Annotated in this window: 14 protein-coding genes and 1 riboswitch; of the genes, 7 read left to right on the forward strand and 7 right to left on the reverse strand. The window is 45.3% G+C overall.

The genetic code is table 11. The features are described from left to right. Positions 1–365 precede the first annotated feature (365 nt). Both RXX31_RS20140 and RXX31_RS20145 read right to left on the reverse strand, forming a co-directional pair. Positions 366–887 carry a transposase gene (locus RXX31_RS20140; protein WP_317591564.1) on the reverse strand — a complete coding sequence of 174 codons (522 nt, stop codon included), beginning with the start codon at positions 885–887 and terminating at the stop codon, positions 366–368. A gap of 114 nt (positions 888–1001) precedes the next feature. Further along, positions 1002–2360 carry a sodium:proton antiporter gene (locus tag RXX31_RS20145; RefSeq protein WP_317591490.1) on the reverse strand — a complete coding sequence of 453 codons (1359 nt, stop codon included), beginning with the start codon at positions 2358–2360 and terminating at the stop codon, positions 1002–1004. Between the two features lie 192 nt (positions 2361–2552). Here RXX31_RS20145 and metH point away from each other — a divergent pair, with 192 nt between their 5' ends. Next, entirely contained in the window at positions 2553–6233 is a 3681-nt protein-coding gene (metH, locus tag RXX31_RS20150) for a methionine synthase (protein WP_317591491.1), read from the forward strand. Positions 6234–6295: 62 nt separating this feature from the next. On the opposite strand, the gene lysC is transcribed toward metH, so the two are convergent. Then, on the reverse strand, positions 6296–7648 hold the full coding sequence (gene lysC / locus RXX31_RS20155; RefSeq protein ID WP_317591492.1) for a lysine-sensitive aspartokinase 3: 1353 nt from the start codon (positions 7646–7648) through the stop codon (positions 6296–6298). A 102-nt stretch (positions 7649–7750) separates the two neighbouring features. Then, positions 7751–7929: riboswitch (Lysine riboswitch) on the reverse strand. Between the two features lie 227 nt (positions 7930–8156). Between lysC and RXX31_RS20160 the strand changes: the two genes are divergently transcribed. Further along, on the forward strand, positions 8157–9278 hold the full coding sequence (locus tag RXX31_RS20160; RefSeq protein WP_317591493.1) for an alanine--glyoxylate aminotransferase family protein: 1122 nt from the start codon (positions 8157–8159) through the stop codon (positions 9276–9278). A 51-nt stretch (positions 9279–9329) separates the two neighbouring features. Here RXX31_RS20160 and RXX31_RS20165 read toward each other — a convergent pair whose 3' ends face one another. The 4 genes from RXX31_RS20165 to RXX31_RS20180 form a co-directional block, all read right to left on the reverse strand. After that, positions 9330–11114 (reverse strand): PglL family O-oligosaccharyltransferase, encoded by a 1785-nt coding sequence (locus RXX31_RS20165; protein ID WP_317591494.1) that lies wholly within the window; start codon positions 11112–11114, stop codon positions 9330–9332. Between the two features lie 66 nt (positions 11115–11180). Next, a complete protein-coding gene (uvrA, locus tag RXX31_RS20170; protein ID WP_317591495.1) occupies positions 11181–14003 on the reverse strand; it encodes an excinuclease ABC subunit UvrA in 2823 nt (940 codons plus the stop codon). Positions 14004–14151: 148 nt separating this feature from the next. Beyond that, on the reverse strand, positions 14152–15024 hold the full coding sequence (galU, locus tag RXX31_RS20175; protein WP_317591496.1) for a UTP--glucose-1-phosphate uridylyltransferase GalU: 873 nt from the start codon (positions 15022–15024) through the stop codon (positions 14152–14154). 176 nt (positions 15025–15200) lie between these two features. Then, positions 15201–15845, reverse strand: a complete 645-nt coding sequence (locus RXX31_RS20180; protein ID WP_317591497.1) for a LuxR C-terminal-related transcriptional regulator — start codon at positions 15843–15845, stop codon at positions 15201–15203. 277 nt (positions 15846–16122) lie between these two features. Here RXX31_RS20180 and RXX31_RS20185 point away from each other — a divergent pair, with 277 nt between their 5' ends. The 5 genes from RXX31_RS20185 to RXX31_RS20205 all read left to right on the forward strand — a co-directional run bounded on the left by RXX31_RS20185 (position 16123) and on the right by RXX31_RS20205 (position 21338). After that, positions 16123–16662 (forward strand): single-stranded DNA-binding protein, encoded by a 540-nt coding sequence (locus RXX31_RS20185; protein ID WP_317591498.1) that lies wholly within the window; start codon positions 16123–16125, stop codon positions 16660–16662. Between the two features lie 237 nt (positions 16663–16899). Next, positions 16900–18909: an RNase E specificity factor CsrD gene (gene csrD, locus RXX31_RS20190; protein ID WP_317591499.1), complete on the forward strand. Its 2010-nt coding sequence runs from the start codon at positions 16900–16902 to the stop codon at positions 18907–18909. An 11-nt stretch (positions 18910–18920) separates the two neighbouring features. Continuing rightward, the gene (locus RXX31_RS20195; RefSeq protein ID WP_317591500.1) at positions 18921–20366 is read left to right on the forward strand and encodes an MSHA biogenesis protein MshI; all 1446 of its coding nucleotides are present in this window, start codon (positions 18921–18923) and stop codon (positions 20364–20366) included. Continuing rightward, on the forward strand, positions 20363–21013 hold the full coding sequence (gspM, locus tag RXX31_RS20200) for a type II secretion system protein GspM (protein WP_317591501.1): 651 nt from the start codon (positions 20363–20365) through the stop codon (positions 21011–21013). Before RXX31_RS20195 ends, gspM begins: the two co-directional genes overlap by 4 nt. Continuing rightward, positions 21006–21338 carry an MSHA biogenesis protein MshK gene (locus RXX31_RS20205; protein ID WP_317591502.1) on the forward strand — a complete coding sequence of 111 codons (333 nt, stop codon included), beginning with the start codon at positions 21006–21008 and terminating at the stop codon, positions 21336–21338. The genes gspM and RXX31_RS20205 overlap by 8 nt, the downstream gene beginning before the upstream one ends. Positions 21339–21357 lie beyond the last annotated feature (19 nt).

The raw sequence follows: 21357 nt of genomic DNA on the forward strand, positions 1-21357 counted from the left end.
GTAGTTCAGTTGGTTAGAATACCGGCCTGTCACGCCGGGGGTCGCGGGTTCGAGTCCCGTCCACTCCGCCACTTATTAAGAAGCCTAGTCGAAAGACTAGGCTTTTTTCGTTTTGGCGCATAGTCTCCCTTTCAGGGAAATCGAGCCCGCTCGTATGTGAGTCCAATTGTACGCAAGCCCGGTCATTCCGCCACTTATACCAACCTAAGTAAGAACGTGGTCATACTAAATGATAGAGAACCAAGAAACAGGTATCGAACACAAACACGCATGAACCCATCCATGGGGCTTCGATTTGCCATCCATGGCAAATAGAGTTTGTTTATCGAACCCTGTTTCCTGACCAGTTATACCAATTACATTAATTAAGTGGTCAAGCTTGTCCAGTCCCTAAAGCAGAGTGAGATAACTCTTCTTTTATTCTCCAAAAATCGATTCCAAGCAGTACAAATACTATCAACAATGTCTTCGTAGCTATCAAAGCATCGGTTGGCTAGTTCATTCTGTCGCAACCAACTCCAGACTTGCTCTATTGGACTGAGCTCTGGTGAAGACGGTGGGATATGGAGAATGGTTACGTTTGAGTACTCTTTTCCTAGATAACTTTGGTGCCAGCTCGCTTGATCCATAATGATGACCGAGTGTTTTCCCATTGGTGTAGCATCAGAGATGAGATTTAAATGCTCTCTCATCGCTTCCATATTGCTCAATGGTGAGACGATGGCTTCTGCTTCCCCTGTATTGATACAAACTGCGCCAAAGAGATAAGCATAGTCAAATTGCTGTAATCCAAGGGATGTGAATATAAAGGCGTGCGAATGAATGGTCGCTACTCTGGTATTTCCACAATACTTGCGACTAGAGGATCTTAAGTGATTGATGCTTATTGCTTATTGCTTAGAGATTATAGATTAGTGTGATTGTGTTTAGTTTGCGAGTAAAGAGTACGCACATATAAAAAAAAGCAGCCATATGGCTGCTTTTTGAGGATTGAGTAACACTTAAGATTCAAGCTGTTCTTTATGTTCGTTTGGTACAGGATGCTGTTTTTCTTCGGAGACGGCTAAAGCGTTACGCTCCTCTTCCATCTTCTTTTCTTCTTCTTTGGCTTTCTCGATCATTGGCGTAATGGTTGAGCCTTGAATCAAAATAGAGAACACAACCACTGCGTAAGTCATAACCAAGATGATCTCTTTAACATCGATCAGTTTGTCTTGTACGACCCAGATTCCTGATGGGATTGAAAGTGCCATCGCAAGAGCGAGACCACCGCGAAGACCGCCCCAAGTTAGGATTTTGACTGACCAACGGTTATATTTTCTGTATCGCTTAAAACCAATGTAAGAGAGAAAGACACTAAGGTAACGGGATGCCAGAACCAGAGGTACAGCGATGGCCATCATGATCCAGTCTTCTTGGTGGAATTTGAACAGCAGCATCGACATACCGATCAATAGGAACAGAACGCCATTTAGAAACTCATCAACCAATTCCCAGAAGTGGTCGAGGTGATCTTCACTCTCTTTAGAGAAGCCGATAAAGCGTGTCCAGTTACCAATCATAATGCCGGATACAACCATGGCTAATGGGCCTGATACGTGGATGTACTCTGCGAAAGCATAACCTGCTGTAGGAACACCAATAGTAAGTAATAGCTCCATTGAGTGGTCATTGGTCGCACTAATTAAGTAGTGGAAGAGCAACCCAAGTAGGAAGCCATAAAAAATGCCGCCAATCGCTTCTTGGATAAAGAGCATCGTGACACTTCCTACCGTTGGTGCTTCAGTGCCAAATGCGATTGTGAATAAGGTGACAAAAATAACCAGACCAAAGCCATCATTGAACAACGATTCACCTTCGATCTGTGTCGAGATGCGTTTTGGGGCATCCAGTTTTTTGACAATGGCAAGTACCGCTATCGGGTCCGTTGGAGAGATCAATGCACCAAACAGTAGGCAGTAAATCAAGTCAAACTGAATCCCGATCAGTAAGCAAATCCCATAGAGGACAAAACCGATGAAGAAAGTTGAAAACAGAGTGGCTGCTAATGCTAATACTGTGATTTCCCATTTTTGATCTTTCAGGTTGGGTAACTTGATTCCCAGACCGCCTGCAAACAGCAAAAAACCGAGGATACCTTTGAGCAAGAAATCTTCGAAATTGATTCTGGTTACGGTTTCTGTGGCTATCTCTGTCAGATGGAACCAGTTATTTTGACCAGCAATTAGGATCAGGAGGGAAAGAACCATTGAACCAGCGGTAATGGCAATAGTGGTTTGCATCTTGCCTATTTTGCTGTTTACAAAGGCTATTAGCATCGCAGCTGCGGAGAGAAAACATAAAGTATGATAGACCGACATTAGAACACTCTGTTTGTAACATTTTATGAATGGAATTTTCGGCTGATGCTGTTTAAATAGCAAACATTTTTTCGCGATTATTTGATAACGTAAGAGGCCGATAAAATAATCATTAAATCTGTATTTAGACGTCTAGACTCCTGAACTTTGTGTGATAGGATGGCATGATAACGAAAGGAATGAGGCTGTACTGTGGGAAGTAATGTAAGACAACAGATTGAAGCTCAATTGAAGCAACGTATTCTTCTGATTGATGGTGGTATGGGCACTATGATTCAGGGATACAAACTTGAAGAGCAAGACTATCGAGGAGAGCGCTTTGCTGACTGGCACTGCGATCTAAAGGGTAACAACGACTTGTTGGTACTGAGTCAGCCTCAATTGATTAAGGAAATACACAGCGCTTATCTTGAAGCTGGTGCTGATATCCTGGAAACCAATACTTTTAATGCGACCACTATCGCTATGGCTGACTATGAGATGGAAAGCCTGAGTGAAGAGATCAACTTTGCCGCGGCTAAGTTAGCTCGTGAAGTCGCTGATGAGTGGACCGCGAAAACACCGGATAAACCCCGTTTTGTTGCCGGTGTTCTGGGCCCGACAAACCGTACGTGTTCTATCTCTCCTGATGTAAACGATCCTGGTTACCGCAATGTAAGTTTTGATGAATTGGTCGAAGCTTACTCAGAGTCTACTCGTGCGTTGATCAAAGGTGGCTCGGACCTCATTCTTATTGAGACGATTTTTGATACCTTGAATGCGAAAGCGTGTGCCTTCGCGGTCGATTCAGTATTTGAAGAGCTGGGTATCGAACTTCCTGTGATGATCTCAGGTACCATCACTGACGCTTCAGGGCGAACCTTGTCAGGTCAAACAACAGAGGCGTTTTACAACTCGTTACGCCATGTTAAGCCGCTTTCATTTGGCTTGAACTGTGCGCTTGGCCCTGATGAACTGCGTCCATATGTTGAAGAGCTTTCGCGCATATCCGAATCTTTTGTCTCTGCTCACCCTAACGCGGGTCTTCCTAATGCATTTGGTGAATACGATTTATCCCCTGAGGATATGGCCAAGCATGTTGAGGAGTGGGCTGGAAGCGGCTTCTTGAACTTGATTGGTGGCTGTTGTGGTACAACGCCAGAACATATTCGTCAAATGGCGGAAGCGGTTGAAAACGTAACGCCTCGCCAGTTGCCTGATCTTCCGGTTGCTTGCCGTTTATCTGGCTTAGAGCCACTTTCTATCGATAAAGATTCGCTATTTATTAACGTGGGTGAGCGTACTAACGTCACGGGTTCAGCTCGTTTTAAGCGCTTAATCAAAGAAGAGTTATACGATGAAGCGTTAGATGTTGCTCGCCAGCAGGTTGAAAACGGCGCACAAATCATCGATATCAACATGGATGAAGGCATGCTGGATGCTCAGGCATGTATGGTTCGTTTCTTGAACCTATGTGCTTCTGAGCCTGAAATTTCTAAAGTGCCTGTTATGGTTGACTCCTCCAAGTGGGAAGTCATCGAAGCTGGCCTGAAGTGTATTCAGGGCAAAGGCATCGTCAACTCGATTTCTCTAAAAGAAGGTAAAGAGAAGTTTGTTGAGCAGGCTAAACTGATTCGCCGCTATGGTGCTGCCGTTATCGTGATGGCATTTGACGAAGTCGGTCAGGCTGATACACGTGAGCGTAAAATTGAAATTTGTACTAATGCTTATCATATCCTGGTCGATGAAGTTGGCTTCCCGCCAGAAGATATTATCTTTGACCCAAATATTTTTGCGGTTGCTACAGGTATCGATGAGCACAACAACTATGCCGTTGACTTTATTAATGCGGTTGGCGACATCAAACGTGACTTGCCGCATGCGATGATTTCTGGCGGTGTGTCTAACGTTTCTTTCTCTTTCCGTGGCAATAACTATGTTCGTGAAGCGATTCATGCCGTATTCCTTTACCACTGTTTTAAAAACGGTATGGATATGGGCATCGTTAATGCTGGTCAGTTGGAGATCTACGACAACGTACCTGAAAAACTGCGCGAAGCGGTAGAAGACGTTGTTCTTAACCGTCGTGATGATGCTACCGAAAGACTGCTGGATCTTGCCTCTGAGTACGCCGATAAAGGCGTCGGTAAAGAAGAAGATGCCTCTGCACTCGAGTGGAGAACTTGGCCAGTCGAAAAACGTTTAGAACATGCTTTAGTTAAAGGTATTACTGAGTTTATCGTTGAGGACACCGAAGAAGCTCGTGTTAACGCTTCTAAACCGCTAGAGGTTATAGAAGGCCCGTTAATGGATGGCATGAACGTGGTCGGCGATTTGTTTGGTGAAGGTAAGATGTTCCTGCCTCAGGTTGTGAAGTCGGCGCGTGTAATGAAACAGGCGGTCGCTCATTTAGAACCATTTATCGATGCAGAAAAGCAGGTCGGTCAGAGCAACGGTAAGATATTATTGGCTACAGTGAAAGGCGATGTACACGATATCGGTAAAAATATCGTTGGTGTTGTACTGCAATGTAACAACTACGAGATCATCGATCTTGGCGTTATGGTGCCGTGTGAAAAGATCTTAAAAGTCGCTAAAGAAGAGAACGTCGATATTATCGGTCTGTCAGGTCTGATCACGCCATCGTTAGATGAAATGGTTCATGTGGCTAAAGAGATGGAGCGTCTTGATTTTGATCTTCCATTGCTGATTGGCGGCGCGACAACGTCGAAAGCGCATACTGCAGTTAAAATTGAGCAGAACTACAAACATCCGGTCGTTTACGTTAATAATGCTTCGCGCGCTGTCGGTGTCTGTTCCTCACTATTGTCTGATGAACGTCGTCCTGATTTCGTAGAAAAATTGGATGCCGATTATGAGCGTGTTCGTGATCAGCACAACCGTAAAAAGCCGAGAACCAAGCCAGTTACCCTGGAAGAAGCTCGTGCCAATAAAGTTGCGATTGACTGGGATGCGTATACACCTCCAGCACCAAAACAGTCGGGCATTCATATCTTTGATGATTTTGATGTCGCGACCTTACGTGAGTACATCGACTGGACACCATTCTTTATGACTTGGTCGCTCGTTGGTAAGTACCCAACGATCTTCGATCACGAAGAAGTGGGTGAAGAAGCGAAGCGTTTGTTCCATGACGCGAATGAACTACTTGATCGTGTTGAAAACGAAGGTCTGATGAAAGCGCGAGGTATGTGTGGTCTGTTCCCTGCGGCGAGTGTGGGCGATGACATCGAAGTGTACACGGATGAATCGCGTACCGAAGTCGCGAAAGTCCTGTGTAATCTTCGTCAGCAAACAGAGAAACCAAAAGGCTTCAACTACTGCTTGTCTGATTATGTAGCACCAAAAGACTCTGGCAAGCATGACTGGATTGGCGCGTTTGCCGTTACTGGTGGTATTGGTGAGCGTGAATTGGCCGATGAATATAAGGCGAAGGGCGATGATTATAATGCCATTATGATCCAAGCGGTGGCTGATCGTCTAGCGGAAGCTTTTGCGGAATACCTTCATGAGCGTGTCCGTAAAGAAATCTGGGGTTATGCTGAAGATGAGAATCTATCGAATGATGAGCTCATCCGTGAAAAGTACCAAGGTATTCGACCTGCGCCTGGTTATCCTGCTTGTCCTGAGCATACGGAAAAAGGGCCGTTATGGGATCTTCTCAACGTAGAAGAGAGTATCGGTATGTCTCTGACTTCTAGCTATGCCATGTACCCTGGCGCCTCAGTGTCTGGCTGGTACTTCTCTCATCCGGATTCTCGCTACTTTGCTATCGCGCAGATCCAGGAAGATCAGTTAGAAAGCTACGCTGAACGTAAAGGTTGGGACCGACTCGAAGCAGAAAAATGGTTAGGTCCGAATATTAACGGCTAATCCACCGGAAAGAGAAAGGGCTGCCATCGGGCAGCCCTTTTTGTTTGTTGAACTAAGCGTGTTTATTTTTCAAATAGTTCGGCATGTAACTTTTGAATCGCTTGTTGAGATTCTGATTTGTGCAGTAGGAAACATAAGTTGTGCGGGCTTGCACCGTAACAAATCATACGTAAGTTAAAGTCTTCTAGTGTGCCGAAGACCTGTTTTGCGTACCCTTTGCTACCACTCATGTTGTTTCCGATCAGTGCTACCAGGCATAGGTCGTGTTCAACTTCTACTTTACACAGTTCTTCCAGCTCTTCTCTTACGGCTTGAGGCAGCTGTGGTGCACCACCAGAGGTATCTGTTTGGTCGAGTGTTAATGAAACACTGATTTCTGAAGTAGTGATCAGGTCTACTGAGATTTTGTGTTTAGCCAGAATCTCGAATACTTTAGCCAGAAAGCCGTAAGCATGGAACATGTTCGCACTACGTAGCGTGACCATCGTCTGGTTGCAACGCAACGCAAGCGCTCTGTACAGCGGTGAGCTTTCTACTTGGTGACGAATCCATGTACCACCTGCTTCTGGATCTTTAGACGAGCCCACAAACACCGGAATATCGTGGCGTAGCGCTGGAACGAGCGTAGAAGGGTGGAGGATCTTGGCACCAAAGTTTGCCATTTCTGACGCTTCGCTAAAGCTGATTTCTGGAATTGGAGACGCTTTTGGCGCAATACGTGGGTCTGTTGTGTAGATGCCCGGGACATCAGTCCAGATTTCTAAGCCTGAAGCTTTAACGCCTTCAGCAATGAGTGCGGCACTGTAGTCACTGCCACCACGACCTAACGTCGTTGTATTACCCTCTTCGTCAGAGCCGATGAAACCCTGGGTGATGACCACTGACTCCTGACAAACTGGGACTAATTTTTCTTGCGCGAGCTGAGAAATCGCTTCGACATTCGGCTCAGCACGTCCGAAGTTAGCGTCCGTTCTCAGTACATCACGAATATCGAAACGTACCGCATTGATACCACGTTCTCTCATTAGCTGAGCCAGAATGTGTGTTGACATTAGCTCGCCACACGCCACTAAGTGATCGGTCAGTTTCGAGCTCGCTTGGATAGACGCCGCTTCAGCAAGACTGGTTACCGTATCAAGAATGGCGTAAACCTCTGCACTTGCTTCTGACGCATCTTTTAATTGCGAGAGGATGGCATCATGAATTTCTGCTAGCTTGCGCAGCAACTCGGCACGCTGCTCTTGGTCCTGAACACCGTTAGCAAGCTCTACGAGTAGATTAGTTACACCAGAGCAAGCGCTGCTCACGACAAGGCGAGTATTTGGATTGTTTTCAATAATGGCGGCACAACGACTCATTGCCTCGAAGTTGGCAACACTGGTTCCACCGAATTTTGCTACGTTAAATGCGCTCACTGCGTTCTCCCACGACTTCCTAAAAGTAAGATATATCCGATATTTAGTGAGGAAAGGAACAGAGCAAAAAGAGAGGTATTTAGAATGATATTTGAAATATTTACCCTCAGAAGCTCTTCATCAGACAATGCTGATGACAGTTGATGGGACTCAACCCACGTCAACCGACAAGTCAAACCCTGCAATTTTGACTTACCTCGGCACTACTCCCCCTGAATGATTGGTATTGGAATTGCGGTTCCACAAATCATCTACCTGGGTAGTGCTCCTCTTCTACATAAAGCTCAAACATTGAACGGTTTTGGCGTCATAAAGTCAATGAATATTTCAATGATCCTGCAATTTTTTATTAGCGAATCTGTGACAGTGGTGTGAACTCAATACATAAGGCTAATTGCCGAGTCCTACAAAATCCATTAGTGTGAGTTCTTGGATACCCGAGACTTACTCAAAATACTAAAAACTATTGTCCTCACTCGGGTTAAGTAACGTCAAACAAGGAGCTCACATGTCGATCCAAAGTTTTATCCCCCCTCATCGTATCTTAATGGGGCCTGGTCCTTCTGATATTTACCCGCAAGTACTACAAGCGCTTAGCCGCCCAACGGTTGGCCATCTGGACCCTCTGTTTATTGCAATGATGGATGAGCTGAAACAACTGCTGAAATATGCTTTTCAGACAGAAAATGAATTCACAATTGCCGTCTCTGCACCAGGCAGTGCAGGTATGGAAGCGTGCTTCGTCAATTTGATTGAAAAAGGCGATAAAGTCATCGTATGCCGAAACGGCGTTTTTGGTGAGCGTATGCGTGAAAATGTTGTTCGCGCTGGTGGTGAAGTTGTAGTGGTTGATGATGAATGGGGCACGCCAGTCTCTGTCGATAAAGTAGAACAAACTCTGCAACAGCACCCTGATACCAAAATTTTAGCGTTCGTTCATGCGGAAACCTCAACAGGTGCGGTCAGCGACGCTCAAGCTTTGGGTAAATTAGCCAAACAACATAATGCGCTATCTATTGTGGATGCGGTCACTTCATTGGGTGGTGTGCCATTAAAAGTAGATGAATGGCAGTTGGATGCGGTGTACTCAGGTAGCCAAAAATGCTTGTCATGTGTACCGGGCTTATCTCCGGTGACATTTTCTCAGGCGGCAATAGATAAAATTCAATCGAGAACAACACCGGTACAAAGCTGGTTCCTTGACCAAAGCCTAGTGCTTGGTTACTGGAGTGGAGAGGGTAAGCGTAGCTACCATCATACCGCACCAGTGAACAGCCTATATGCTTTGCATGAATCGCTCTTGATTCTGCAAAATGAAGGCTTGGAAAATGCCTGGGCTCGTCACCAATTGATGCATGAGAAACTAAAAGACGGCCTACAAAAACTTGGTTTTGAATTCGTTGTAGAAGAAGCGTATCGTTTACCTCAATTAAATGCCGTTTATGTACCTGAAGGCATTGATGAAGCGAAGGTTCGAGCTCACCTACTAGAAACCTATAACCTGGAAATTGGCGCCGGTCTTGGTGCGTTGGCAGGTAAAGCGTGGCGTATTGGTCTGATGGGTTACGGAGCTCGCCCAGAAAATGTTGCGCTGTGTTTGAAAGCACTGGAAGAGTCGCTGACAGAGTAACGACACACTGAAGTAAAAAAGCGAAGGTTACCCTTCGCTTTTTTGGTTTATTTACTGCTCACCAGACTGTTCAGGTAGAGGTGAAGCTGATTGCGCTTGTGATGGTGGCTGGTAATTCACCGTACTAAAATCTACCCGAGGGAATAAGAATTGTGCTTCAGCACGAATTTGTTCTGCTTTACTGCTGTCGCTTAGCCCCTGATAAGCCAGAATTAAATTGTTATAGAAAGCCGGGCGGGGCTTATCTTTAATGATGTTCAATGACCAGTCAATGTATGGCTGAATTAAGCTTGGGTCCTGTTTATGTAAACCGATATTGAGGAAAGTGCTGTACACATCCCAGTCGAATCTATCTTTCCATACCACAGGGTTGCTGACCTGGTTAAGAATATCTGGATTCGTCGGACGTGTGGTTTCAAATTTCGTCAATATGTAGTTAGTATGCAAGGCGCTCACCATATAGAACGTAAACACGGCAGGCAAAGTTAAACTGACTATGCGCAGTAAACTTTTGGTGATTTTAGTGAAACCAACCTGGCGATAACGTGCAACTCGCTGATCCACCCAATAAAGCAGGATGATAAAGATCACCCAATGCACTAACGAGTGGTAAAACGGGTATTCAAGCTGCGAGTGCAACACTATTGGAATAAACAAAGCCAGTAACGCTAAGCGTGTCCCCCGTTTGGCCTGATAGATTCTGTGCAGCACTAATGCTATGGCTAAAAAGATAGCTAAGACAGGCAACAGACCACCTTCAACTCCCCAATACAAAAGCTCATTGTGAGGGTGATCCATTCCAGGTAACCCGGCAGGATAATTCTCGTTTAACGCATGCTGGCGAGCAGTGTACAGCATGTACTCTGACTCAAACTTTCCGTAGCCATATCCGGTAAACGGTTTTTCAATCACCATATCTAAGGTTTGCGGGAAAGTGTAAGCACGAGCTGACTCCATGTTAACTTTCTCTGCTGCTAACCCGTTGCCTTGAGGGAAAGCGATGTGCATTACCACGACGGATAACAACAGACCGGTCACGAGAGAAATCACCCAATGATAAAAGCGCCGCTTGGTATTGTAGCGGTACATGTAAGGGATAATCAGCAGGACCGCAAACAGAGAAGCCAGCCAACCTGTTCGCGAGGCGAGAGCAACGATCAAAGGGATGGTTAAAACGGGTACTGCATAGAGTAAATAGATATCGCTGAGCTTGCGGTCGTACTTGTATGGCTGACGTGCCATTAAGTAACTGGCAATCACTAAACCAGTAGCAAGAAAGCTGGCCATGACATTAGGTTGCTGAAATATGCCATATGGACGGTTGGCGATGGTGTTGTAGCCGAATGGGTTACCGGGTGTTAAGTAGAGATATTGCGTCAGTCCCAAAATGGCTTCGATCACCACGGCCAACACGATAAACCACAAGATACGTTGGCGGTGCTTGTTACTGAAATGGAACTGTTGCAAGACAACGAAAAACAACAACCCACTCCACAGACCAATGAGTTTGTTGGAGGCTAAGTGACTATTCGCATTCGGATAAAAAACCGGAATAGTCATAATGATAACACTGATAAACAAGCCGATAGTCAATTTTGAATATCTTACCGCTTGATTCCGGGCGAGTTGATAACAGCCAATCCCTAACGCAAAGCTAAACGCTATCCAGGATGTGGCATTGAAGGATAGCGCTAATCCTGACCCACCCGGATTTGGCATAAAAAAGTGCATTGCCAGTACAAACAGTACTGCCAAAGAGAGAAGAAACTTGCGGTTGAGAGGAACCTGAACTTTTTCCGGTGAAAGCTTAGTTCCACTTACATGTATAGTGGCCATAGACATTGCATTGTTTTGAATGAAAAAAGACCAGCAATGCTGGTCTTGGTACTTTACCTGTTTTTTCTATTTCAACATAGGACTAAGAAAACGAGCGGTATGTGATCCTTCGATCAAGGACACATCTTCAGGTGTACCTTGAGCAATTATTTCACCGCCGCCTTGTCCACCTTCTGGGCCCAGGTCGATAATCCAGTCGGCTGTTTTTATGACGTCCAGATTGTGTTCGATGACCACAACGGTGTTGCCGTGATCGCGCAGACGGTTCAGTACCGACAGTAATTGCTGGATATCATGGAAATGCAGACCTGTGGTTGGCTCATCCAAAATATAGAGCGTTTTACCGGTATCACGCTTTGAGAGTTCTCTGGCCAGTTTCACCCGTTGAGCCTCACCGCCAGACAGCGTTGTTGCCGCTTGCCCCAGACGAATATAAGACAGGCCTACATCCATTAAAGTTTGCAGTTTACGTGCAATCACGGGAACGGGTTCAAAGAACTCACGCGCGTCTTCAACTGTCATCTCTAAAACTTCGTCGATGGTTTTACCTTTATAGCGTACTTCTAGGGTTTCACGGTTATAGCGCTTGCCTTTACATACATCACATGGAACATAGACGTCAGGCAGGAAGTGCATTTCTACCTTGATTACGCCATCGCCCTGACACGCTTCACAACGGCCACCTCGTACGTTAAAACTAAAACGTCCTGGTTTGTAACCACGAGAGCGCGACTCCTGCGTCCCGGCAAACAATTCACGAATCGGAGTAAAAATACCGGTGTAAGTCGCAGGGTTTGAGCGAGGTGTACGACCAATTGGACTTTGATCGATGTCGATGACTTTATCAAAGTGCTCAAGGCCTTTTATCGATTTATAAGGTGATGGATGTGCGGTCGTGGCTCCATTCAACTGGGTATGGGCAATCTTGAAGAAAGTATCATTAATCAGAGTCGACTTACCTGAACCTGAAACGCCGGTAATACAGCTAAACAGACCAACAGGTACTGACAAATTAACGTTTTTCAGGTTATTGCCGGTTGCACCAATCAGCTCTACCGTTTTCTTCGGATCGCGAGGAGTGCGCTCTTTTGGCACCGCAATCTCTTTGGCTCCACTTAAGTATTGTCCTGTCAGAGAGTCAGGGTTCGCAATAATCTCGGCCATTGTGCCTTCAGCTACGACATTACCGCCGTGAACACCTGCTCCGGGACCGATATCGATCACATGGTCGGCACAGCGAATGGCGTCTTCATCGTGTTCCACAACTAAAACGGTGTTACCCAGATCGCGTAGGTGAGTCAGTGTTTTTAGCAGACGTTCATTATCTCGCTGGTGGAGGCCAATTGAAGGCTCATCAAGTACATACATCACCCCAACCAGACCCGCACCAATTTGGCTTGCTAAGCGAATACGCTGCGCCTCACCGCCTGACAGGGTTTCAGCACTGCGGGATAAGTTAAGGTAATTTAGTCCCACATTGACTAAAAACTGCAGGCGGTCATTGATCTCTTTCATGACCTTTTCGGCAATTTGTGCCCGCTGTCCTTCCAGTTTAAGTTTCTGGAAGAACTCCAGGGCATCAGCAATACTCAGCTCTACGATCTCAGGGAGTGTGGTATCCGCAATAAACACATTACGTGCTTCAAGGCGCAGACGTGTACCGCCGCAGCTTGAGCAAGACTTCGTCGAGATATATTTGGCTAACTCTTCACGCACAGAGTTAGATTCTGTATCGCGATAGCGACGTTCGAGCGTATTCAGAATGCCTTCAAATGGATGGCGTTTTACACGAATGTCACCACGATCATTGATGTACTTAAACTCAATTTCTGTTCGGCCAGATCCTTTTAAAATGATGTCTTGCGTTTTCTTCGGCAGAGAATTAAACGGAGCATGAAGATCAAAGCCATAGTGATCCGCAATTGAGGTGAGCATTTGGAAGTAGTAATAGTTCTTTTGATCCCAGCCACGGATAGCACCTTGTGCCAGACTTAATGAATCATCCTGAATGACTCGGCTTGGATCAAAATATTGCTGCACACCCAAACCATCACAAGTACCACAAGCTCCCGCAGGGTTATTGAATGAGAACAGTCGAGGCTCTAATTCCTGCATGCTGTAGCCACATTTCGGACAAGCAAAGTTTGCTGAGAATATAATCTCTTCACCGTCACCATCCATTGGCGCGACGACAGCAATTCCGCCCGACAACTCCAGTGTGGTCTCGAAAGATTCAGCTAAACGTTGTTGTAGATCCGGACGAACTTTAAAACGATCCACGACGACTTCGATCGTGTGTTTTTTGTGTAATTCAAGTGTTGGTGGATCGGAAAGATCGCAGGTTTCACCGTCAATACGTGCACGGATAAACCCCTGCGCCGCGAGGTTTTCCAGCGTCTTTACATGTTCGCCTTTACGCTCCTTAACGATGGGAGCCAGGAGCATCATTTTACTGCCTTCAGGCAATTCCAATACCTTGTCCACCATCTGGCTAATGGTTTGTGCGGCAAGAGGGGCGTGGTGGGTCGGACAGCGCGGTTCACCAACACGGGCGTAAAGCAGACGCAGGTAGTCGTAGACTTCCGTAATTGTACCTACGGTTGAGCGTGGGTTATGAGACGTTGACTTCTGTTCAATAGAAATGGCCGGTGATAAGCCCTCAATATGATCAACATCGGGCTTTTCCATAAGAGACAAAAACTGACGTGCATAAGCCGAAAGAGACTCAACATAACGTCGTTGACCTTCCGCATATAAGGTGTCGAAAGCGAGGGAAGACTTACCGGAGCCACTTAATCCAGTAATAACCGTCAGTTTATCGCGAGGGATAGTCAGGTTGATGTTTTTAAGGTTATGGGTTCGGGCACCGCGAACTTCTATTTTATCCATCGTTTTTGCTCTATGTATAACCAAGTTGGGCAAGTATTACATAGTGTGAGAAATGTGCAAAGGAATACTGGACAAAAAAACAGTAAACAAAAGCCCAGCATTTGAGCTGGGCTTAATCATGTGAGAATAAGTGATAAGTTTGAAAAGCTTATACTTCTCGTTGAGTTGCGTGTTTGCCTAGCTCAGACTTTTTCTCGTCTTTTAAGTACAGGTTTTCGAAACAGTAATTGGTTGCTTCGATGTAACCTTCTACGCTACCACAATCAAATCGCTTACCTTTGAATTTGTACGCAAGTACGCAGCCAGCTTTGGCTTGTTTTAGCAGCGCATCCGTAATTTGGATTTCACCACCTTTGCCAGGTTCAGTGTTTTCAATTAACTCGAAAATGTCAGGAGTCAGGATGTAACGACCGATGATGGCTAGATTACTTGGTGCGGTACCCTGTTCAGGTTTTTCTACCATGTCGTCAACACGGAAGATATTATCTTTAATCATCTCGCCTGCGATAACGCCGTATTTATGGGTTTCTTCAACAGGGACTTCCTGTACCGCGACAATAGAGCAACGGAACTGCTTAAACAAAGCGACCATTTGAGCGAGAACGCCTTCGTCTTCATTAACACAAAGGTCATCCGCCAAAACGACTGCAAAAGGTTCATCGCCAACCAGCTCTCGGCCAGTAAGGATAGCGTGCCCAAGACCTTTCATCTCTCTTTGACGGATATAGGTAAAGTTCGCTGATTCAATGATTTCACGAATGTCTACCAACAGCTCTTCCTTGTTAGTGCCGCTGATTTGGTGTTCAAGTTCGTAGTTTTTATCAAAGTGATCCATGATTGAGTGTTTGCCACGACCAGTCACAATACACATGCCGTTCATACCAGCTTGGATCGCTTCTTCAACGCCATATTCAATTAATGGCTTGTTCACTACCGGCATCATCTCTTTTGGCATTGACTTGGTCGCAGGTAAGAAGCGCGTACCATAGCCTGCAGCAGGGAACAGACATTTTTTAATCATTGGAGGAATTTCCTTTCTCGTCATTATCTTCAAGAATTTGCGCATCACTTTAACACGAGAGTTATGTCTTAATCATGAATAAAGTAGGAAAAAATGTGAGGCAGAGGCCGGAAAAAGCATGAGCGGTTCAAACTGAGTGTGAGAACCGCATTAACTTAGTTAACAGAAGGTTCGCGTTAAGACATCAGATTCTGGTCAGCCCAAGCAATGGCTTGTACGCGGTTTTTCACCGAGAGCTTTTTAAAAATCTGGTACAGGTGAGACTTAATCGTAAACTCACTGACAAACAACTCTTCTGCCATTCGGCTATTTGATGCCCCATTTTGAAGACAGCGTAATACCTGCAGCTCCCGAATAGTAAGGTCTACAGTTGCGGGCGCGGTATGCGTATTGATCACATTGCGATAGTAATGAAGAAGCTGACTGGCCACATTTCTTGGTAGCCAGTTTTGGCCATTAATGATGCCTTTTAATCCTTCACCGACTTGTTCAATCGATTCTTCGGCATAGAATACGCCTTTGAGCTGGCCGAATGAGAGCAGTTCATCCGTCGTTAGACGTTTAGGAACATTAAAAACAACCGTTTCAAAGTTTTTCCATGCCAGTGGTAAATTCTTAATCGACTGAACGAGCGATTTATGTTCACTGAAATCGATGAGCAAGATTTTATTACGGTGTTTCGGTTTTGCTTCCATTAGTGCATCCGACGAGATCACTGGGATATCTATCTGGATGTACTTTTCCAGTGCCGCTACCTTTTGGGGGGCATTCTCTTTCATACTAATCAGAAATAGCTTTCTGGCATAAGCTGACTTTTTCATGAGGTCAAATCTCCCAACATTCAGAGGAGCTAGTACGTTGGCAGCAAAGAAGCGTCAGAGCCATATACTTGGTGAATAAATGCGTTCAGATTCAAAGGTTCACGTCGCGATGTCTGCAACGTAAATTAAAAATGTTACCTGTGATCATTGAATAGAGTTTTTGGTTCTAGATAAGCGCCAGATAGAACACAATAGTATTAGACTTTAACCCAGTCATTAAAGCGTGTTATTCTAATGCGCTAAAATTTTAAATATCCAGAGTCAAACGGAGCACATCATGGCCAGCCGTGGAATTAACAAAGTTATTTTGGTGGGGAATCTAGGCAACGACCCTGAAATTCGTTACATGCCGAATGGTGGTGCAGTAGCAAACATTACTATTGCGACTTCTGATTCATGGCGTGATAAAGCGACTGGCGAACAGCGCGAAAAAACGGAATGGCACCGAGTTGTGCTGTTTGGCAAACTTGCGGAAGTTGCCGGCGAATACCTACGCAAAGGCTCACAAGTTTACATTGAAGGCCAACTTCAGACGCGTAAATGGCAAGACCAGAGTGGTCAAGACCGTTACTCAACTGAAGTTGTGGTTCAGGGCTTCAATGGCGTAATGCAAATGCTGGGTGGTCGCGCTCAAGGTGGTGCACCTGCTATGGGAGGCCAACCGTCACAGCAAGGTGGTTGGGGTCAGCCTCAGCAACCAGCGCAACCGCAATACAATGCACCTCAGCAACAGGCTCCAAAGCAACCGGCTCCGCAGCAGCCTCAGCAGCAGTACAATGAGCCACCAATGGATTTTGACGACGATATTCCGTTTTAATCCTAGCTACACTGAAGTTTCAAAGGCCGCGAATATCGCGGCTTTTTTGTTATCTGTGTCCCATACTAAATAGTGTTAGCGGCACTCAAGTGATTGCCATGTTTGCCGTTAACGAGACGGTAGCGGTAAAAACAGTATGCCTCTCACAATCAAACGAATACGATTGTTTATTAAATATCAATCAAGTATAAGTATTTCAATAAGGTATATGGTGAATAGAAAAGGAATTCGGTGTTCATGAGGTATACCCCAACGCTTAAACTAAGCACGCGGCTGGTGGCTTTTGTCACCATGATCGTGATATGTGCAATGTTTATCTTGTTTGTCGGTGGCACCCTCTCTTTTAAACGGCTTGGGCAAGAATATCTTACCCATTATTTAGAAGGGATCGTTGAGGTAGTCGACAAGGAGATGGAAGATCCGGATGCAGCATATTCCATGCAGCGCTGGATGCCCAAAATGCTGCAGGCCAGCAACATTGTCGAAATGACGTTGACGACCAATAATGCGGTCGTATACCGGTTTAAGGACACATCCCATAAGATGGATGCATCTGTCTTGTATGAGAAAGAGTACCCACTTGCTCATAACCAGGATTATGTGATCCACTTTAAGGCGATACCTCCTTACTTAGGTTATGGCTACTCAATGCAAGCACTGTGGTCGATCACTTTGGCAGTGATTTTGATCATTTTTTGCCTGATGCGGGGCGTCGCCTGGCTGAAAGAGCAGTTAGCAGGGTCAGAAATGCTGGAAGAGCGTGGCCGAATGATTCTAGCCGGCCGTGTTGAGCAATACGCTAAAGGTGATAAATCGGAGTGGCCATACACGGCCAGTGAAGCGCTCGATGTGCTCATTGAAGAGTTACAGGATGCACGTCAGGAGCGCAGCCGGTTCGATACTTTCATCCGAACACAAACATTTTTAGATAAGTTAACCGGAACGGCGAACCGAGTACTGTTCGACAGTAAATTGGAATCTTCTTTACTCGAAAGTGGTGCACGTGGCGCGGTGATGCTTATTCGTATCCATGACTGGAAGTTAGTTGAAGAGGAGCAGGATAAGCAAGTTACCGATGATTTTATTGTTGAAGTAGGCAGCCTGCTATCTAACTTGGTTCAGCGTTACCCTGAAGTGGTATTTTCTCGCTATTACGATTCTGATTTTGCGCTGTTTTTGCCTCATCAAGATGCAAAAGGGGTTGCGAATCTTGCCTCACAATGTATTCGTCAGCTTGAGAAACTGACACCGCCAGAGCCTTTGGATCAAGACAATTGGTGCCATATTGGCATCACAATGTTTAAAGAAGGTGAGCGTCATAGTCAGATTATTGATGAAGCAGAAACTGCATTACGCAGCGCGCAGCTACAAAATAACAATAACTGGAGTCGCTTTAAAAAATGGAATCATGATGAGGAAGTTCGCGGAAGTGTTAGATGGCGCACTTTGTTTGATAGAGTACTGACGTCTGATAATGTGCTGCTTTATGCACAGCCTATGTATGTGATGGAGGATTCATCTCATAAGAAACCACTGTATGAAGCCGTAACCTGTCGACTTCAAGATCCGGAAAACGGTATTGTGAAAGCCTCCAGGTTTATTGCTGCTGTAAGGCAAGTAGGTTACGAAGCTCAAATGGATAAGGCCGTCGTTAATAAATTCCTGAGAAGCTTTAAGGACAACTTTGACCACTCCAAGTCATATGCATTAAGTTTGACGGTAATCCCGTTTGATAACCGAGAATATTTCAAGTGGTTTCGTGATGAATTGCTACAGTTGTCACGTGAGCAAAGAAAGTGTCTCACTTTTGAGTTTGTGGAAGCACAATTTGTAAGACACTTAGACTTTATGCGCCCAGTGGCTAAAATGCTGGCTGGTTTAGGTTGCCAACTTATGATTGGGCAAGCTGGGCGAACTATCGTCAGTAGCCATTATTTGAAAGAGGTTGATATCCGTTATCTTAAGCTCCATCGCAGCTTAGTGACCAAGATTGATCAGCGGCATGAAAACCAACTTTTTATTCGCAGTATGCTAGGTGCTGCCGCAAACAGTAAAACCAAAATTGTGGCAGTGGGTATTGAGAACCGGAATGAATTAAATACTTTACTTGAGTTAGGTGTATACGGTGGTCAAGGTCGCTATTTCTCTGCAGAGCGCCAATTTCTTCCCCGTCCGCAAAAGATGCAGCCCGCTCGGTCGGAATCGCAAGTTAAGCCAGGGAGACGCAATCGCTGGCGTAAAAAATAAAGATAATATTCATGGATCTTAAAGCAGTAATCGACAAGTTTGTGCGATCACCCGGTGGTGGTCGCGCTTGTTTTTTAGTTATTCAGTCAGACGCAGTCTATTTATCATCATCACGAAAAAGTGCTCGACCGACCCGGTTTGAAGTCTCTGAGTCAAACTGGGAGAGGGCGGTTGAACAGGCACTCAGTGTTGCCGCCAGTTCTTACGACTCGTTAAAGGTAGTGCTGTCTCACAACTACTACCAGATGTACCAAATCGATAAACCAGCAATGCCTCGCCATGAGTGGCCAGCCGCATTGCCGTTTTTATTGAAAGAGCTAATCTCCGAACGCGCAATCGATATTATTGCGGACGCTGAAGAACTGCCGAACTCGAACAAAGTGCAGGCGTATGTCTTATCAAGAAAAACACTTGATAAGATTGTGCTATTAGCCAGTCGTGCTCAGCTATCTTTAGCGGCTATTGTTCCTGAAGATTGTGTATGGGGACATACTGCTGGTGAACTCGGAAATTTTCTTTTGCTGCAACGCAGTGTTCGAGGGCATTTCCGCATCAGCGCATTTGTCGAGAGAACGGTGGCTTTTCATCGTTCCATTCGCAGTGTGACGCCGCCGTTGACAGGTGTTCCGTCTACTGAGCTGCAAATGGACAGCCTTTCATTGGAACTTCAGCGTTCCATTGACTATCTGTCTTCACAGCTTCGCCATGTCCAGCTGCATCAATTGAAAGTGTGCTGTGATGAAGAAGACGAGCACGAGCTGGTTCAGTCTCTTAATTACCGTTTGAGCACCAAAGTTTCGCCTTTATTACCGGAAGAGCATGAGTTATCGGGACATGTGCTTGCCGACTCGGCGACTGCGACTAACGCGTTACACATTAACTTATACCCTGATTATTTAAAGCCGAAAAAAGCGCTTCTGACTTTAAAAAATGTGGTGATTTCTTGGGGTATCGCCGCTGCCGCTATCTTACTGTCGTATGGTTACGTCACCTGGCAGAGTGAAGGATTAGAAGATGAAATTGCCATTGTGAAAAGTAAGGGCAGTATCATGAAGTCTGAGTTGGAGAGGGCTCAGGTCAAGTTACGTAAACACCAGCCTGACACCAGCAAGATAGCAGCCAAAGAACGTCTTGAGCGTACCGTGAAGGCGAAGCGAGATTCACTGAAAGCGGTCGGAAAATATGATGATTCACAACTGACAGGTTACTCTGGTGTGATGCAGTCTCTTGCTAAATTAGGCAATAAAGAGATTTCTTTATCAGAAATTCAGATTGGCATTAATACGTTGAATTTGAAAGGATTGGCTAAGGCGCCAAGTTCAGTACCAAACTGGGTCAATCGATTTAAAGATGAAATCAACCTTGTTGGTCGTACGTTCGATGACGTAAGTATTGGTCGTAATGAAAAAGGCATTGTCACGTTTGAACTGAAAGCCGGGGAGGACAAAAATAAATGAACGAGTTCTGGCTCTCTCTGGAAGAACGTTTTGGTGAAATGAGTGCACGAGAAAAAATACTGATCGCTTTGTGTGGTTTAGTGACAGTGGTGATGCTGTTGTTCACGCTCGTACTCGAACCCAAACTTAACCAAATAAATGATAATGAAAGGCAGCTAAGTACCTTAAAGCAGGCCAATCAACAAACTGAGATTGATATTTTGCGTATACAAGCGCAGCTGAAAAAAGATCCAAATGCAGACATTGATTTACAGATTTCCGGTCTGCTTGCGGAAAGCCAGCGCCTTTCGCAGCAACTTTCAGAGATCATTGAACACCTTATTACTCCTTCGCAGATGGCGGGGTTACTTGAGCAAGTGTTAGAGCAACAAGCGGGGATTCATTTAGTCTCTCTACAAACTCTGCCTTCAGAGCCGATCTCTAACGATAAAGACGTGTCTCAATATTCTGGCTACTACGTGCATCCTGTGCGTATGGAAGTGACGGGAGATTACTTCTCAATTGCTAATTATTTGAGCAAGTTAGAAAAACTGCCTGCAAGTTATTACTGGCGCAGTTTTCATTACAAAGTGGATGAATATCCCAAAGCAACATTAGTGCTGGAAGTATACACATTAGGCTCTAGAGAGGCGTTTATCGGTGGTTAAGAACTTCATTATCTCAATAGCCTTAACGGCAATAGCGGGAGGAGTATGGGCAAGCCAAGACCCTACCGCACCACTAGACTGGCAGAAGCCGGTCGCCGGATCTAACACTCAGCCAACCGTAAAGCGGTATAGAGTACCGACGTTAAACAGCATTGTTTGTAACGTTGGCAGCCAATGTAGCGCCATCATGGATAACCGTATTGTAGAGCAGGGCGAACTGTTCAAAGGTTATCGCGTGACGAACATTAATAGTGAATTTGTAACTTTAAAGCGTGGTAACCGTCAGTGGAACCTAGAGCTTTTTGGTTTAAACGTAAAAAAATAATAGCCAGAGCCTGATCAGA

Origin of the sequence: Vibrio sp. EA2 (genome assembly GCF_033042495.1) — a bacterium.
Classification (GTDB): Bacteria; Pseudomonadota; Gammaproteobacteria; order Enterobacterales; family Vibrionaceae; genus Vibrio.